Source organism: Micromonospora globbae, from assembly GCF_036184225.1.
Lineage (GTDB): Bacteria > Actinomycetota > Actinomycetes > Mycobacteriales > Micromonosporaceae > Micromonospora > Micromonospora globbae.
The window spans coordinates 5,678,267-5,694,513 of record NZ_CP108084.1; the positions used below are offsets into that span (position 1 = coordinate 5,678,267).

16 protein-coding genes are annotated in these 16,247 nt (G+C 69.9%); 11 read left to right on the forward strand and 5 right to left on the reverse strand.

Annotation, left to right across the window (positions count from 1 at the left end; all coding sequences use genetic code 11):
- Window positions 1-76 precede the first annotated feature (76 nt).
- Entirely contained in the window at window positions 77-1,540 is a 1,464-nt protein-coding gene (locus OG994_RS25765; protein WP_328851244.1) for a tyrosine-type recombinase/integrase, read from the reverse strand.
- Window positions 1,541-1,632: 92 nt separating this feature from the next.
- On the reverse strand, window positions 1,633-1,902 hold the full coding sequence (locus OG994_RS25770; protein ID WP_328851245.1) for a helix-turn-helix domain-containing protein: 270 nt from the start codon (window positions 1,900-1,902) through the stop codon (window positions 1,633-1,635).
- A gap of 473 nt (window positions 1,903-2,375) precedes the next feature.
- On the opposite strand from OG994_RS25770, the gene OG994_RS25775 reads away from it, so the two are divergent.
- Window positions 2,376-2,930, forward strand: a complete 555-nt coding sequence (locus OG994_RS25775) for a hypothetical protein (RefSeq protein ID WP_328851246.1) — start codon at window positions 2,376-2,378, stop codon at window positions 2,928-2,930.
- Window positions 2,824-3,603 (forward strand): transposase family protein, encoded by a 780-nt coding sequence (locus OG994_RS25780; protein ID WP_328851247.1) that lies wholly within the window; start codon window positions 2,824-2,826, stop codon window positions 3,601-3,603. Before OG994_RS25775 ends, OG994_RS25780 begins: the two co-directional genes overlap by 107 nt.
- 257 nt (window positions 3,604-3,860) lie before the next feature.
- On the opposite strand, the gene OG994_RS25785 is transcribed toward OG994_RS25780, so the two are convergent.
- The gene (locus OG994_RS25785) at window positions 3,861-4,877 is read right to left on the reverse strand and encodes a TRM11 family SAM-dependent methyltransferase (protein ID WP_407942547.1); all 1,017 of its coding nucleotides are present in this window, start codon (window positions 4,875-4,877) and stop codon (window positions 3,861-3,863) included.
- A 190-nt stretch (window positions 4,878-5,067) separates the two neighbouring features.
- On the opposite strand from OG994_RS25785, the gene OG994_RS25790 reads away from it, so the two are divergent.
- The 4 genes from OG994_RS25790 (at window position 5,068) to OG994_RS25805 (ending at window position 9,071) form a co-directional block, all read left to right on the forward strand.
- Window positions 5,068-6,150 carry a tyrosine-type recombinase/integrase gene (locus OG994_RS25790; RefSeq protein WP_328851249.1) on the forward strand — a complete coding sequence of 361 codons (1,083 nt, stop codon included), beginning with the start codon at window positions 5,068-5,070 and terminating at the stop codon, window positions 6,148-6,150.
- Window positions 6,151-6,477, forward strand: coding sequence for a helix-turn-helix domain-containing protein (locus OG994_RS25795; protein ID WP_120332021.1), 327 nt, complete (start codon window positions 6,151-6,153; stop codon window positions 6,475-6,477). It begins immediately after the preceding gene.
- A gap of 159 nt (window positions 6,478-6,636) precedes the next feature.
- Complete coding sequence (locus OG994_RS25800) at window positions 6,637-8,127, forward strand: integrase (protein WP_328851250.1); 1,491 nt, start codon at window positions 6,637-6,639, stop codon at window positions 8,125-8,127.
- A gap of 53 nt (window positions 8,128-8,180) precedes the next feature.
- Window positions 8,181-9,071 carry an alpha/beta fold hydrolase gene (locus OG994_RS25805; RefSeq protein WP_328851251.1) on the forward strand — a complete coding sequence of 297 codons (891 nt, stop codon included), beginning with the start codon at window positions 8,181-8,183 and terminating at the stop codon, window positions 9,069-9,071.
- Here the strand turns inward: OG994_RS25805 and OG994_RS25810 are convergent.
- Window positions 9,044-9,982 carry a hypothetical protein gene (locus OG994_RS25810; RefSeq protein WP_328851252.1) on the reverse strand — a complete coding sequence of 313 codons (939 nt, stop codon included), beginning with the start codon at window positions 9,980-9,982 and terminating at the stop codon, window positions 9,044-9,046. The two genes, OG994_RS25805 and OG994_RS25810, sit on opposite strands and share 28 nt — an antisense overlap.
- 1,474 nt (window positions 9,983-11,456) lie before the next feature.
- Between OG994_RS25810 and OG994_RS25815 the strand changes: the two genes are divergently transcribed.
- Window positions 11,457-12,320 (forward strand): hypothetical protein, encoded by an 864-nt coding sequence (locus OG994_RS25815; RefSeq protein WP_328851253.1) that lies wholly within the window; start codon window positions 11,457-11,459, stop codon window positions 12,318-12,320.
- Between the two features lie 256 nt (window positions 12,321-12,576).
- Window positions 12,577-12,933, forward strand: coding sequence for a hypothetical protein (locus tag OG994_RS25820; protein WP_328851254.1), 357 nt, complete (start codon window positions 12,577-12,579; stop codon window positions 12,931-12,933).
- A 160-nt stretch (window positions 12,934-13,093) separates the two neighbouring features.
- On the opposite strand, the gene OG994_RS25825 is transcribed toward OG994_RS25820, so the two are convergent.
- Window positions 13,094-13,246 carry a hypothetical protein gene (locus tag OG994_RS25825; protein ID WP_328851255.1) on the reverse strand — a complete coding sequence of 51 codons (153 nt, stop codon included), beginning with the start codon at window positions 13,244-13,246 and terminating at the stop codon, window positions 13,094-13,096.
- Between the two features lie 742 nt (window positions 13,247-13,988).
- On the opposite strand from OG994_RS25825, the gene OG994_RS25830 reads away from it, so the two are divergent.
- From OG994_RS25830 to OG994_RS25840, 3 genes are read left to right on the forward strand one after another with little or no spacing between them, the layout of a single operon-like run.
- The gene (locus OG994_RS25830) at window positions 13,989-14,375 is read left to right on the forward strand and encodes a pilin (RefSeq protein WP_328851256.1); all 387 of its coding nucleotides are present in this window, start codon (window positions 13,989-13,991) and stop codon (window positions 14,373-14,375) included.
- Window positions 14,376-14,377: 2 nt separating this feature from the next.
- Complete coding sequence (locus OG994_RS25835) at window positions 14,378-15,301, forward strand: conjugal transfer protein TrbL family protein (protein ID WP_328851257.1); 924 nt, start codon at window positions 14,378-14,380, stop codon at window positions 15,299-15,301.
- 35 nt (window positions 15,302-15,336) lie between these two features.
- Window positions 15,337-16,242: a PrgI family protein gene (locus OG994_RS25840; protein WP_328853794.1), complete on the forward strand. Its 906-nt coding sequence runs from the start codon at window positions 15,337-15,339 to the stop codon at window positions 16,240-16,242.
- Window positions 16,243-16,247: the final 5 nt, after the last annotated feature.

A 16,247-nucleotide genomic window follows, 5' to 3' on the forward strand; every position in this document is an offset into this window, starting at 1 on the left:
GACGAGTTGCCCGACCTCCACGCCGAGGTTGAACGCGAGCACCCGAGGGATCAGCCGTCCGAGGGCTGGGTGGTGTTTATGCCGCCTTGCGGCTGCGGCGGGGGATGAGTTTGGTGGTGGCTTCGGCGGTGGTGCGCTTGAGTTCCTGCAGGACGGATGTGTAGGTGTCGGCGGTGAGTTTGTAGGAGGCGTGGCCGAGGGTGTCCTGGATTTCCTTGATGCTGGCTCCGGCGGCGAGCATGAGGGTCGCGGCGGTGTGTCGCAGGTCGTGGAACCGTACAGGTGGTAGGCCGCTGGCGGTGACGAGGCGGTCGAAGCGGGCGGTGATGAGTTCGGGGTGCCAGGGTCGGCCGTCACGGCGGACGAAGAACATGTCGCTGTGGTGCCAGGTGGGGCCGGCGGCGAGTTTCCAGGCGGCGCGTCGGGCGAGGTAGGCGCGTAGCGCGGTGATGGTTTCCGCGGCGAGGGGCACGATCCTGTCTCCGGCGGCGGACTTCACCTCCTTCTCGATGATCTGGTAGCCGACGCTGGTGCGTTGCTCGGTGATGGTGATCTCGCCGGTGGCCAGGTCGACGTCGTAGTCATGTAGGCCGGCGAGTTCGCCGCGTCGGGGTCCGCGATGCACGGCGAGGTCGACCAGCGCGGACAGTTCCGGGTCGTGCGCTTCGACGTAGTCGAGGAATTCGCCGACCTGGGCGGGGGTCCAGACCATGACGGGGCCGGGACGTCGTCCGGTGTGCCGCCAGCGCTTGACTGCGGAGGCGGTCCACAGGCGCGGCTTGGGTGGGGTGCCGGAGCGAAGGTCGACTGCTTCGGCGGGGTTGTGGTCGGCGAGTTGGTGGTGGTAGATGCGGCGGGCGTCGTTGAGGGCCTTGCGCAGGGTGGCCCGGATGCGGTGCATGCTGGCGGGGCTGACGGTGCGCACACCCTTGACGGTGCCGCGGACGGCCTGGTCGGGGCTGGCGCGCAGGGTGAGGATCTCGGCGTTGCGGGCCTCGATCGCGGCGAACACGGTTTGGATGTGCCCGGCGGTGAGGGCGTGCAGGGGGATGTGCCCGAGCTGGGGTTTCCAGTACTTGGTGATGTGGTCTCGGTAGCTGCGCAGGGTGGCAGGGGAGAGCCCGGTGCGGTTGTTGATCCAGGTGTCGAGGTAGGCGCCGAGGGTGAGCGTGCTGCCGGTGGTGGGGACGCCGGCGTGAATGCGGCGGGCGATGAGATCGCGTCGGGGCAGTGGTTCCCCGGGCTTGAGGTGGTGCAGCAGGTCCGCGATGTGCTGGCGCAGTACCGTATCCGCGCCGGCGAGGTCGAGCAGCCCGCGGGCGTGATCCCGTTCGTTGACGGCATCGTCACGGGTGTGGAAGCCGGCGCGGCGCAGCTGCCGGCGGCGGCCGGTGGCGTCGGCGGGGAGTTCAAGTTGGTAGGCCCAGCTGCCGTGGTGGGGATTCCAGCCGTTACCGCGGCGCAGCTTGGGGCAGCGCGCGCCGAGGCGCTTGCCGTCGAGGCGGCAGCTGCACTGTTTGGTGATCGACCCTTGGGCCATCAGGGATACCTCTCCATGCGCCGATGCCCTTGCGCGGCATCGGATTATCGGGTGTCGCTGGTGGTTGATCGACGCTCGCCATGGCGGATTGATCAAGTCGACGGCGGCGGGCGGGTGGGCTCGGTGGCGGTGAGGACCGCGATGATCGCGGCCACCGACACGCGGTAGCGGGAGCCGACCCTGATCACCGGCACTGGCAGAGTGCCGGCCTGGGCCATCTCGTAGGCGGTGCTGCGGGACAGCCCGAAGATCTGGCCGGTGGTGGCGATGTCGGTGACCGCGCCGAGCGCGCGGATCCGCTCGAGGGTCCATACACCCTTTCCGGACGGCGGCGGGTGCTCAGGTGACGGACTCGGCAGCATGAGGGCTCCTTCCACAGGTGACGTGCGAAAGCCACCCATGTGGGGCGGCCTTCGGCGGCGGAGGCAGGTGGTGCCGAATGAGGTGGTCGGTGAGAGCGGTTGTGGGATTTCGTGCAAGAGGGCTAGGGCCCGCGGAAACGTCGAGGACCTGGGGTGACAACGTCGGTGGGGCCGTCTTTGCGGTCTTAGCCCGGCTCCTCGCCGCCGTATCGGTCATCAGGGCGCAGCTTGTCGTCGAAGAGCACGATGACGAGTCCTGGCGTGGTCTGGTGCGGGCGGCAGCCGACGAGGGTGTCTCCATGGTTGCTTCTCGGATGGGTGGGGCGACGTGGGCGTCGTCGTCGGTGGACGCCATCCCGGTCGGAATACGCGCTGGGGTGGTGGGATGCCTGCCAGCGCATTTGTGCGGTGGTCGAGGATGGCCACAAGCTTGAGGTCGCCGGGCGCCAACAACCTCATCCCAAGGAGCCCCAGTGACATTTCGTGAGCAGCTGGTCTTAACGGCTGTTACTGGCGCTGCAGCGTTCGTGGGCGTGCTCGTAGGGAGCTGGTTCAACGCCCGGCGTGAAGCGAAGGCCAGGCACGACGCCTACGTGTCGAAGCTGGTGGAACGTCGCTATGACCTGTATCAGCGCTACATCAACATCCTCGACAGGCACCAGGATGAGTTGACGGGCGCGGACCTCTTAACAGACATGGGGGTGACAATCTCCGACACCCACAAGGTCGAGCGCGAGATGCGCCTGTTCGCATCGGACGACGTGCTCGCCATCGCCGACGAATACCGCGACCATCTGCGGTCGGTCGCCCAGACTTGGTCAGGCCTGAACGAAACCCAGAGGAATGAACTCGACGCGAAGCTGCACCTAGCTAAGGGACGTCTCGTAATTCGAGGGGCGGTCCATGGTGGATCATGTCGGGGTGCAGGTGATCTCAGCCGCCCGCCCGGAGTGGATCTTCCCGTTCACCGGACTGCAGCCCGCCCAGTTCCGCAGGCTGGTCCGGCTGGTCGCCGAGCGTGGCGGTGACACGATCGCCGATGGCCGACCGGGCCGGCCATGGTCGCTTGACCTCGCCGACCGGGTGTTGCTGGTGGCCGCGTACTGGCGCACGAACCTGACCATGCGGCAGATCGGCCCGCTGTTCGGGGCGTCGCACTCCGCCGCGCACCGGGTCATCGACACCCTCGGCCCACTGCTCGCCCTGGCACCAGTACGGCGGCGCCGGGTCGACCAGATCACCATCGTCGACGGCACCCTCATCCCGACCCGGGACCACCGCCTGGCCGCCCCGAGCAAGAACTACCGCTACAGCACAAACCTGCAGGTCGCCATCGACGCCCACACCCACCTCGTCGTCGCCCTCGGCGACCCGCAACCCGGCAACCGCAACGACACCATCGTCTACCGCACCAGCGGCATCGACCAGAAGCTGGCCGGACGGCCCGTCATGGCCGACGGCGCCTACCGCGGCAACCCCGACGTGATCATCCCCTACCGCAAACCCACCGACGGCAGCGAACTACCCGACTGGAAGGCCGACCTGAACAAGCAGCACCGCACCGTCCGAGCGCAGGTCGAACACGCCCTCGCCCGCATGAAGACCTTCAAGATCCTGCGCGACTACCGCCGCGCCGCCAAAACACTGACCGACACCGCTTCCGGCATCGCCCATCTCCACAACATCATCCTCGCCGGGTGACGCCGACATCGTTGGCAGGCAACGCCTTCACCGAATTACGAGACACCCTTTAGCGAGATGCTGCTAGCGGCGATGCGGGCAGATCTCAAGATCGACGCACTTGGGTTTGGCTCGTCCCGCAGTCGCACGCGGCAGTTCCGAAAGCTTCTCCGAGCGATGCTCGCCCGTACGGCAGGCGAAGAAGGCCTCCCTACGGACGGCCAGCAGCAAAGGACCGGACACCAGCGTCGAGGCTCCGGTACGGCGGGTCGGTAGGTTTATGCGACAACCCCGCCCCCGGCGGCGTCCTTCGGAGTTTCGGAACTCGAGCCGGGCTGCGCCGGTCGGTGGAAGATCAGCACGTCCTCGTGCGTGATCAGATGCAGCGGCGTGCCTGCCGTGCGGGCCTTGCGCACGGCTTGGAGTTGGAAGAACGACGGCCGGGCGACGAGCTGCCCTCCTCGTACGGCCGCGAGCAGCGCGACGCACCGCTCGGTCGGCACCAGGCCGGCGCGGATACCGGCGGCGATCACGGCGCTGGGCAGGTCGACCAGCTGTCCGTTCTTGCGCCATGGCCTGGCGGTGACCACGACGGTGCCGCCGGGGCGCAGCAGTACCGCGCAGCCGTGCAGGATCTGCTCGAATCCGTCGGCGAGGCCGGTCAGGTCGCGGTAGGCGAGGTTGCCGCGGTCGGTGCCGTCGTTGTATGCGTTGTCGAACTTCTCGACCCCGTCGGCTCCGGGGCGGACCAGGCCGTGCACGGTGGGCCCGTATGGCGGTGAGGTGACCACGAGGGCGACCTGCCCGGCCAGCGCCGCGGGCAGCAGCGACTGGAGTCGGGTGGCGTCGCCGCGGACGACCGACGCCCGCCCGGTGGCGCCGTGGGCGTGGGCGTGGGTGATGTTGGCGTCGGCGATGTTCGACCAGCGGGGCTCGTATTCGACGCCGATGGCGTCGCGGCCGGCGTGGATGGCCTCGACGAGGGTGGTGCCGATCCCGCACATCGGGTCCAGGACGAGGTCGCCGGGCTGGGTGTAGGCGTGCACGGCGTGGGCGGCGATCGCCGGGAGCATCCGGGCGGGGTGCTTGACCGACTCGGGCACGTACCGGCCGCGTCGCTGCACCGGTCCGGTCTTCTGCGCGGTCGCCCACACCGACAGGACATCGGGCTCCGCCACGTGGTGGCCGCCGGTGGTGGCCCGGTGCCGGCCGTCGTAGGCGCGGTGCCGGCCGGGATGGGTGTCCCCGCCGGGCAGGTTCGCCTCATTGGGGGTGTGCTCAGCCACGGCGCTCACCCCCGTTCCGGCGCCCGTCGCGCGGCGCGTGTGCGACATCCCGCGAGTTCGTTGGGGTGGTGAACACGCTGGAGTGCTTCTGGCTGGGCAGATCGCTTGTCTGGGTCGTCTGGGTGGTTTCGACGTAACTTCGGGGATTCTGAAGCGTTTGCACAGTGGTTGGCCTTTCGGGTGTGTTGGTGAAGGTGGGGTGCTCGGGTTGGCGCTGGCGGTGGTGCGGGATTTGCGGGAGCACCGTGGGCCGGCGTCGGCGGCCGAGCTGGTGGAGTTCGAAACTGATGTGCTGGCCGGGTTCGTGCTGGCGAGGGCCTCGGCCGGGCTGGCCGACGCGACGGTGCGCGCCGATGTGGGCCATCTGGAGCAGGTGCGTGCGTGGTTTGGCCGGCCGCTGTGGGAGATGGAGCCGGCCGACGCCGACGCATACTTCGGTCGGGTGTTACGCGACGCGGCCAGCGGGACGCGGCTGGCGAGGGCGCAGGCGTTGACGACCTACTTCGCGTTCCTCGAGTTGCGGCACAAGGTCGAGATCCACGCGTTGACCGGCCGGGTGGTGCAGTGCCCGATCGACGAGATGAACCGGCCCCGGGGCCGCAAGGACGCCCGGCTGCGTATTCCTCCGTCTGAGGTGGAGGTGGCGCAGCTGTTTGCCGGTTGGGCGGGTGAGCTGGCCAGCTGTCGCAAGTTTGCGCCGGCCGCGCGGAACTACACCGCGGCTCGGCTGATGGCCGAGGTCGGGTTGCGGATCAACGAAGCGCGCAGCCTGGACCTGACTGACGTGAAGTGGGATCTGGGCCGGTTCGGCAAGCTGCACGTCCGTCACGGCAAGGGATCGCGTGGCTCCGGCCCTCGGGAGCGGATGGTGCCGCTGGTCAACCATGCCGGTCGGACGCTGCGCTGGTTCATCGAGGACGTGTGGGGCCAGTTCGACGCCGACCACACCCGGCCCGGGGCGCCGCTGTTCCCGTCGGAGCGTAGGAACGGTGACGGCTCGTGCCGGCGGGTCGGTGACGACGCGTTGCGGCAGGGCTTGGCTGCGGCTGCGGCCAGCCATCTCCCGACCTGGGCGGACACGCTGACGCCGCATGTGCTGAGGCATTTCTGCGCGTCGCAGCTGTACCTGTCCGGGGTGGACCTGATCTCGATCCAGGAGCTGCTCGGCCACTCGTGGGTGGCCACCACCATGCGCTACGTCCACGTGCACCGAACCCGGATCGAGGATGCCTGGGTCGCCGGGCAGCAGCGGGCCGCCCAGCGGTTGGAAGGACTGATCTGAATGCGGTGGAACCTGCGACTCGCGGCGGCCAACCGCGGCATCTGGAAGGCGTCGGAGTTGCAGCGGATGCTCGCCGAACGAGGCTTGGTGATCTCGGCGGGCAAGATGTCCGGGCTGTGGTCGGGCCGACCGGCGTCGATCAAGCTGGACGACTTGAACGTGATCTGCGCGGTGCTCGGCTGCCAGGTCGGCGAGCTGCTGATACCTGAGCCGGACAAGGTTCCCCAGGCCGGCCAGGGCGAGCAGTCGATGGCTGCGGCGGCCGGTGCACCGGTGTTGGCCGTGGTGCCCCGTCGTCGTGACGGCCGGTCGCTGCCTCCGGCCTGAGCACCGCTGATGAGCCCACGCGGCGTGCCCGGCCGTCACCTGCGCACCTGCGTGGGCTGTCTGGCGTGGGGACGCGGCTTTAACAATGGGCTGTGCCGCCCGTGCTGGGAGTTCGCCCGGCGATGGCCCGCTGGCGAGTGCGGCGCCTGTCGCCGGTCGATGCCGGTGAAGCGGGGGCATTGCCGGCTGTGCTGGTGCCAGGCTCGTCAGGACCGCAGCATCGCGCTGGACGGCCGGGCCGGCACCCATGTCGTGCTGTTGCCCTATGCCCGCCGGGTCCGCCATCACCAACTGTTTCTTGCCGAGATGCCTGCACCCCGCGACCTAGTCGGCCAGGCACGCCGGCAGCGCCGCGCCGCAGGCCCGCCCGATCCGCTGCCGCCAGCGGTGGGCCGGCCTGTCGTCACCTGGATCCAGCCGTCGCTGTTCGACCCCGGGCCTCGTGACTATCGGCGCCGTGTCGACCTGCGCACCCGTCCGACGCTGGATAACCCCTGGTTGGCGTGGGCCCTGCACCTGGCATACAGCTTCGCCGAGTCCCGTGGGTTCACCGATGTGGTGCGCGAGGCCCTCAACCGTGCGCTGATCATGCTGCTTGCCGACCACACCGCCAGCGAGACGATCCGGTTCTCCGACATCCACCGAGCACTGCGGAAACGAGGAAACAGCATTCACCACACCGCCCACATCCTCGACCAGATGGGCATCTTGAAGGACGACCGGACCCGGACCATCGACCGCTGGCTGGAGCGCAAGCTGGACGGGGTCGCGCCGGCGATCGGCCGTGACGTCCACCGCTGGGCGTTGCTGCTCATCGACGGTGGCCCCCGCACCAAGCCGCGCCACCCCAAGACCGTCCGTGTCCTCGCCACCGCCCTGCAGCCGATGCTGCTGGACTGGTCGGCCCGCTACGGGCACCTTCGTGAGATCACCCGCGACGAGGTCCTCGACCGGATCCGGCCGCTGCGCGGACAACAGCGCCTGACTGCGATGAAGGCTCTGCGGTCGCTGTTCCGGTGGGCGAAAGCCCACCAGGTCGTCTTCCGCGACCCGACCAACCGGATCAAGGTCGGCCGCGTCGAGCGGCCACTCCCGCAGCCGCTCACTCCAGCCGAGATCACGCCGACGGTCAAAGCCGCCGCAGCGCCACACATTCGCGTCGCGGTCGCCTTGGCCGCCGTCCACGCCGCCCGACACGGCGACATCATCACCATGCAGCTGTCCGATGTGGACCTTGTCAACCGGCGGCTCACCGTCGCCGGCCACACCCGCCCTCTCGACGACCTCACCCACACCGCGTTGACCGACTGGCTCGACTACCGGCGCCGCCGCTGGCCCAACACCGCCAACCCGCACCTGCTGATCAGCAAGGAGAGCGCAGTGCGGCTCGGCCCCGTCAGCCACCCCTGGCTCAACCGCATCCTGCGCGGACTGCCGGCGACCCTCGAACGGCTGCGCATCGACCGTCACCTCGACGAAGCCCTCGTCAGCGGCGCCGACCCGCTGCACCTGGCTGAGGTCTTCGGCATCTGCGAGGCCACCGCGATCCGCTACGCAGCCGCGGCGCGACAACTGCTGAGCACGCCAACCGAGCAGACCGAGGGCCTAACTGCCCACGCCGGCCGGCACGCGCAGCCAACCATCAGCTGACCCGGCCGTCTCGCTCAGAAAGCGGCCCCACACAAGCCGCCATACTGTCGCCCATGAACCTGGACGTGCGCAGCGACGACAACTGCCACCTGTGGGCCGAACAGTCCGGCAGCGGGCCGCCGCTGGTGCTCTGTCACGGCGGTCCGGGCCTGTGGGACTACCTCGACCCGGTCGCCCGGCTGCTCGACGATCGCGCCCGCACCATCCGATGGGACCAGCGGGGCTGTGGACGCTCGCAGCGGCGCGGACCATACAGCGTTGCCCGCTTCGTCGCCGACCTCGACGCGGTACGCGACCAACTGGCCGGACCGCGAATGGCCCTGTTGGGCCACTCGTGGGGTGCGCACCTGGCGTTGCGGTACACCATCGAACACCCCGAACGGGTTAGCCATCTGATCTACGTGTCCGGGACTGGCATCGACCCCGAACGCGGCTGGCACCCGCACTACAAGCGGAATCTGAGGCTGCGGCTCGGGCATCATCTGGACCGGTGGGAGGCCCTCAGCGCCCGCACCCGCACGCCCGAAGAGGACCGCGAACAGGCGGTACTGCAATGGTCGGCCGACTTCGCCGACCATGGCACCGCACTGCGGCACGCCGAAGGCATGGCCACGCCATGGCTGGGCATCAACTACGACTGCAACCAGGCCATCAACGCCGAGGTCAAGCAAGAACTCAGCAACTCTGAAATGGCCGTGCAATGCCGAGCGCTCGACCTGCCCGTGCTCATCATCGACGGCACCGAGGACATCCGCCCCCGCTGGGCCGTCGACTCGCTACACCAAGCGTTGACCAACAGCCAACGGGTGAGCCTCGCCGGATCCGGTCACTTGCCGTGGGTCGAGAACCCGCACGACTTCCGTCGGACAGTGACCACCTTCCTGACGCAACACAGTCGCCAGACGCTCAGCCAGGTTCACCGCGAACCCCCGGATCCGCGATAGCGTGACTGCGCGGACGAACCCTTGGGTTCACGTCGAGAACCCATCAGTTTCCCTGAACTCTCGGGAATCCCGGCTGGCGAGAAGACGAGCAGGTCCGCGTGGACGCGCAGGTGCGCCACCGCCCACCGCTGGTCGGTCTGGTGGGTGAGGGTGAGCAGTTCCTCGTCGGTGACGTGGTACACGAACGCGTCGCCCTCGTCGCTGATGTCGGCGGCGACGGCGACGATGTGCTGCAGGTAGCCCAGCCCGACAGATGCGGCGGCGGTGGCCACCGGGGTGAAATCCTCCGGCCCGCCGGTCGCGGCGGCCGGGACGGTGACGACGAGGACGAGGCAGCCGCCGGGGCGCAGCAGCCGCGCGCACGCGGTCAGCAGCCACGCCAGCCGGATCCTGTTGGTGGCGTCGGCGGGGTCGAGAGGCCAGCAGGCCACGACCAGGCTCGTCACCTCGGCCGGGGATGTGTGGCCGGGTGCGGTGGGCGGTTCGGTGGGCAGGTTGGGGTCGGTGAGGTCGTTGCCGAACCAGGCGCTCATGTCGAGCAGGTCGTCGTCTTCGCCGCCGGCGGGGGCCGTGCGGGCCGGCGGGGTGGCCGGTCCGATGATCAGGCTGGATGCCTCGGTGAACCAGGCCGGGTGGTGCCACCGCCGGCCTGCTGCGCTGACGGCGGCCAGGGCGTGGTCGGCGGTGACGTCGACGACGACCTCACCGGGACGGGTGTAGGCGGCGACGAGCCGGTAGGCCAGCCGGGCACCGACGCTGCGGCCGGCGTCGGCCGGGCTGTGGGCGGTGCGCCACACGGTGACCGGCACCGGCGGGTCGCCGGCGACCAGGTCGATCAGGGTCGAGTCGACTTCGAGCGGGTCAACAGGGTGGACAGGGTCGTTGTGGTGCTGCGGCGTGTGCTCGCTCATGTGAATGTCGGCTCCGCGCCGCGCATGTGGTGCGCTGACACCCTTAAACCCGCGTGTGTGTGCTCCGGCGAACGCCCGCCTCACTCACAGCGGCTCACAGCCACTCACACGACGCGGTCGCGCCTGCCAGTTCTCAGGCGACCTGCCCCATCCCCAAGGCTTGTGCTCCGACCGCGGCCGACTTGTCACCCCGCTCGCCTCGCCCCGCCAGGGCGCGATGCATGGACGCGGCGCTTCGATGCACAACGCGAAGGACGGGTTCGCGACCGGGTCTGTCCGCCGGGGGCGGATGGAATGCGGGACGCGTGCAGAACGTGACCGCAGGGGCTCCTGACCGGCACCGGCCAATGACAGTCCTGCCGATCGATGTCATGGGACGCTGCGCTACCTCGATGTCATGACAAGGGCGATGACACGGTGTCACACGGGGCGGTGCGGCATCCCCGTCCGCGCAGCTGTCATCGCCGCCGTGTCCAGTGGCGCGTGACCGGGCCGGACATGCACGTCGGTGTCCCCGGCGTGCTCCTCCGGATCGCTGCGGGTGCGATGCCTGGCCGAGTGCCCGCGGCGGGAAGCGGGCGTCGGCGGCCTGCCGTGCGTGTCATGCCGGTCGCCGAGCCAGTGTCAAACCCCTGATCAGGCGCACTGCCGGACAGAATGTCAACGAAGGGCGCCGATGCCGAGGCGGGCCGGCCCACGACGGGTGACCGGCATGGGTGAGTGCCCACCTTGTCGGTCACCGGCCCCGACCCCGGCGCGGGCATCGCCGGCGCAGCCCTGCCGCCACACGTGTCCAACGATGCGGTGACTCGACATCTGCCACGGTGACATGGCCGCGGCGCGGTCCCCGTCCGGGCGCGACCGACCTCTGTCATGGCCGGCCGTGTCACTCGCCGGATGGCATGTCCGCGTCACTGACAGCGGCGACCGCCTCCGTCACATCGACATGGCGCAGTTGCTCGCTGCGCGTCGCTGCCAGGCTTCACCACGCCGACGGATGCCGGACAGGCTGTCCTCTCGGTGGCGTGGCTCCGCGACATCGCCGCGCCGTGAGCGTCCGCGCGGCGGTAGCCGGGCGGTGGACTGCGTCGGCAGAAGGTGCTTCTGGCTCAGGGAACGCGTCGCGCCGGACAACGGAAAGGCCGCTGTGAGCGGCTGCGAGCCGCCGTGAGCGCTCCTCAGGAGTGCCAGCGGGGGTGGGCGGTGGCGGAGCGGGCAGCGCGCCGCATGGTCGTTGGGCGCACGGCAGGGGGCCTGGATGGGCGCTCACAGTCCTGCTCAAGGGCCCTGCCGGGCACCCGGCGCCACCGACGCCGGCCGGGATGGCCCAGGTTCGCTGCACTGACTGCCCACCGGCGTGCATCGCGGACCTGGCCTGCGGCGTGAGCGTGGGTGAGTCGGTCATGGCGTGATCGGTGTCTTCGAGCGTGGCCACTGGCGGCTACGCGCATCTCTCTGACCTTGGAGGGCAACGATGACGGTCTCGAACACCCAGTGGCCGGATTCTCCGCTGGACGCCGCGGACATGGCCTTCGCCCTGCTGATCAGCGACCCCGAGCCCCTGTCGATCGACTGCAAGGGATTCAGCCCGGAGGCCGGGCTGCCGGCACAGGTGATGACGCTGCCGGCGGTGCGGGACTGGCTACTGGCGCACCCACGTGCCTTTCCGGCACGCGACGCGGTGTGGGCGCACGTCATCCGCCGCGCACGGCTGGACGGGCCGCAATGGGTCATCGGCGCCGTCGGGATGGCCATGCCGGCGCTACGCCGCTACGCCCGCCAACTACGTACCGGCTACCGCGGCGACCCCAACGACATCGAGGCGGAGATCCTCGCCGGGTTCCTCACGGCGCTACGCGACCACGTAGACCTTGCCCAACCCGCCCCATACGCAGCGTTGTGCCGCGCCGGGTGGCGCGCTGGCCACAAGGCACGCCAGCAGGCCGGGGAGTTCACCCCGGTGGAGGACGTGGAGCACGCCACCGGGCCGCGCACCCCACAGGTGCCGTACGGGCATCCGGACGTGCTGGTCAGGCGGGCCGTCCGGTTGGGAATCCTCGACGAATGCGACGAGCAGCCCTACATCGACGTTCGGCTGGGCCGACGGGCAATCGAGCCGATCGCAGCCCGGTTAGGCGTGAGCACCGACGCGCTGCGCATGCGGTTAAGCCGCATCGACACCCGCATCGCCCAAGCCCTCGCGAGCGGACTGCTAACCGGAATCGCGTCCCCTCAGGCCGCGAAGGAACTGACGGCACGGGCCGAGCGGCGGGCCGCCGTGCGCACCGCCAACCGACGACCCGCCGGCAGCGGCACGAAACAGGCGGCAGCCGCGTAGACGGCAGCCCAAATAGCGGCGCCCCTACCCCGCCGGGGCAGGGGCGCCGCGCCCTGTCCCGCCAGCGCAGGCGTAACCCCTGGAAGGGCTTCAGGCCACACCGTTACCCGCCCACGAGCATGGGACGAGACTACGCCGCTGCCGGATGCCAAGCTGATGACCGACACCGGAACCACCAGCCCCACCGATGCCGCCCTCACCGGCGCTGACAGACAGCAGTCTTTGCAATACGGGGGTCGGGTGGAAGCCTCAAAGCGTGACCAGCAGCTACATCGAAGGCACCGAGCTTAACTTGGACGAGATCAACCGGTTGTTCCAACGGATCCTCGTTGCAGACCGCGCCTACGACGCGGCAGCCGACCTCTGGAATGAGTTGGGGCCCCCGGAGCTCGACGACGCGCTGAGACTGAGTCTGTACCTCCAGTGGGCGGCGTTCACCGACTGGGTGGAACTCAAGCCAGAAGAAGAGGAGGGCGCAAGCCTGGCGATGGTTCGTGCGGCTCAAGAGTGGCTGGCCCTGGACCTCGCGGACGACGCGGTGCTGGACCGGTACTTCGATCACTGGCTTCACGACGTGCTTGGGTACGCCCGACACGACACCCGGTCGACGTGAATCCAGCTGCGGGAAACCCGTCGAAGATCAACTAGCAGGTCAACTATGTATGCAAGCCCTCACGTGCCAGCCACGTGCCAGTAGCCAGTGCGCCGAAGGGGCGCGAGCGGGCACCAGCTGCGACCCACCCCCGCACGCGGCCCAGCTCACGGGCGGTCAGTTAGTTGTACGACCAGAGGGCGGCACAGCCGAAGCACAACGCCAGCAGGACCGCCGAAGCGAGCAGCAGCACGAGTAGCGTGAGCGGTTCGCTGCCCGCCGTCAGTGCAGACTCCGGCGGTGGACTGCCGGTGGCGGACTCGGGGTCGGGCACGTCGTGATCATGTCAGACCCAGCCGTACGGCTGTACAGCCAAGCCAGCAGACCCGAGCCCGTCATTCCTGGACGCGAGCCGACAGGACGAGCAGCTCAGCGGCAGTGGCCGACGTTGCCCGACAAGAGTCTTGATCTTGCGAGGCAGTGGTCCAGCCAGACGTAGGTCGCCGTGCCAGCTACGTGCCAGTAGCCGGTACCCCGGACGGTCACGAGGGGGTACGAGCGGTCCCACGTCTGTTGTCTCGACCGGGGCGACTAGGTGGGTTCTGGCGATGATCTCCGTCGTCGCTGCCTTGCGACTCGGCGACCGGGTGTGTGCGTGGTGGGGCCACGCACCGGGCCGGAAGTCGTTGTTATGAGGCCGTGGTGTGAGCGGTGGTGAGTCCCTGGGAGTGGCTGTGAGTACGGCAGGCGTTCGCCAGGGCACACAAACGACGGTTTAAGGGTGCGGGGCCTTCCCGCCCGCCCCTTGGCGGGCCGCCGGGGTTCCGCCCGCCGCCAGAAGGGCCGGGCACACACCGGACACTGCCCGTGCCGGACGTCTCCGGGTGCCGCGCAGCTCGGTGCGCTGACACCTCATCGAATACCGCGACCCGGCAAGGGAGGACGTGCTCCTCCCGGGGACGTTCGTGCTCGTGGCGCTGTCCGCGCCCGCCCTTCTGGCGGCGGTCCATTCACCCTGTCCGCCCCCAACCGCCCCGCGCCGCTACGGCTGTCGGGGCAGGAGGTGACCCGCCCTGATGTTCCGCATCTCGGCACGTCGTCGTGCCCTCATCCACTCCCGTGCCGCCCGCCGCGCCGCCCGTGTCGTCGCTGTGGCCGGCGGATTGCTGTTGTTCCTGTCCGTGCCTGCCGCCGCGTACGCCGACTCGGGCGCGCCGCTGCTGTTGGCGGTGAACTCCCTGCCCGTGGTGATCTGGAACCTGCAGGCCTGGCTGATGGGCATCCTCGCTGCCCTTGCCACCTTGTTCCTCGTCCTCGCCGGCGTGTATTGGGCGACCGCCGGGGGTGACCCGTCGCAGGTCGAGCGGGCTAAGGGCGCGTTGCGTAACGCCCTGGTCGGCTACGGCGTGGCGGTTCTCGCGCCGGTGCTGTTGCAGGTGGTGCGGGGAATCGTCGGGGGCTGATCGTGGGCTTCCTGTTCGATCAGATCCTGGACTGGCTGGCGACGGCGATCCTCGCCGCCCTGGACGCGCTGCTTGGGGTGATCAGCAGCGCGCTGCTGATCACCCCGAACGTCACGGGCTTGCCGCAGGTGCAGGCCCTGACCGGCCGTTCCGTGCTCGTCGTGGACACCGTCTTCGTCCTGGCGTTTGTGGCCGCCGGCGTGCTCACCATGACCGCCGGTGGCAGCGAGAGCACCCGCTACACCGTCAAAGATTTGATCCCGAGGTTGATCGTCGGGTTCGTCGCCGCGCACTTCTCGCAGCTGTGGTGCGGCAGGCTCATCGACCTCGCCAACGCCCTGACCGGCGCCCTCACCACTCGGGAAGGGGACAGCGACGGCGCATTGCGGGCGATCAGGACCCACGTCGCCGCCGGGCAGGACGAGATGGCGGCGCTGCTGTTCGTGGTCTGCGCGGCGATCATCGCCGTGCTGCTCGCGGCCACGGCGCTCAGCGTGATCGTCCGCTTCGCGATCGTCCTCGTCCTGACCGCCTTCGCGCCGCTCGCGTTGGCCTGTCACGCGTTGCCGCACACCGATCCGGTCGCCCGGCTGTGGTGGCGCTCGTACACCGGCGTCCTCGCGGTGCCGGTGGTGCAGGGATTCACCCTCTACGCGGGGCAGTGGATGCTCACCGACCCGCAGCACCTGCTGCCGGTGCTCGGCCTGCCGGTCGAGCCCGGCGGGGTGCTCAACCTGTTCGTCGTCATGGCCATGCTCTGGACCACGCTGCGCGTCCCGGCCTTGATGCGCCGCTATGTCGCCGCCCCCGGCAGCGGTGGCCGTGGGGTGAACATGCTCGGCGCCGCGGTGCGGGTCATCGTCGTGCAGCAGGTCACCCGCTCGATCCCCGGTCTCGGCCGGGGGCTGAGGGCGGTGGGCCGATGAGCGCCCACGCCGGCGGCGACGGGGCCCGGGCGCGGATGCCGGCTGACGTGGACGCCCCGGACAAGGTCGCCTACGGGCTGACGTTCCGGCAGCTGGCGATCCTCGCGGTCGCCGCTGTCGCCTTCTACGGCGCCTGGCGGGTGCTGCACGACCTCGTGCCGCCGCTGCTGCTCGTCGGCGCCGCCGTGGTGCTCGGCGGCCTGGTGCTCGGGGTCGTTGTGGGCCGCCGTGACGGGCTGCCGCTGGATGTGTGGCTGCTCGCCGCCGTCGCGCATGCGAGAGCACCGCGGGCGTTGTCGACGACGGACACGACATCGACAACACCGGACTGGGTGCAGGCCACGAAGAGCCCGGTGATGCTGCCGGCGCCGCTGCGGCTGCCCGCCGACGCCATCGACGACGGCGGACAGATCCGCCTCGGCGGTGGGCGGGCTGCGGTGGTCGCCGCGACCAGCGTCAACCTCGCCCTGCGCACCCCGGATGAGCAGACGGCCCTGGTCGAGGTGTTCGGCCGCTGGCTCAACAGCCTGTCCACCCCGACGCAGATCGTCGTGTCCGCGCAGCCGGTGGACCTGCACTCCGCCGCCCGCACCCTCTCCCAGGCGAAGGATGGACTTCCGCACCCCGCCCTGGCGGACGCGGCGGCCGACCACGCCCGCTTCCTCGACGACCTCGCGACCCGGCGGGATCCGCTGCGCCGGCAGGTCCTCATCGTCACCCGCACCAGCCCCGGCGAGCGGGGCGACCACGCGGCCCGCAGGCGCGCCGAGAACACGGTGCGCGCGCTGTCCGGCCTCGGCGTCACCGCCCGCGTTCTCGACGGGGCGGCGGTCACCGCCGCGATCGCCGCTGCCGCCGACCCCTACCGGCCACCCCGACCTGGCGGTCTCGCGGCCCCCGACACCGTCATCACCGCTACCCGCTCACGCGGAAGGAGCTGACAGAC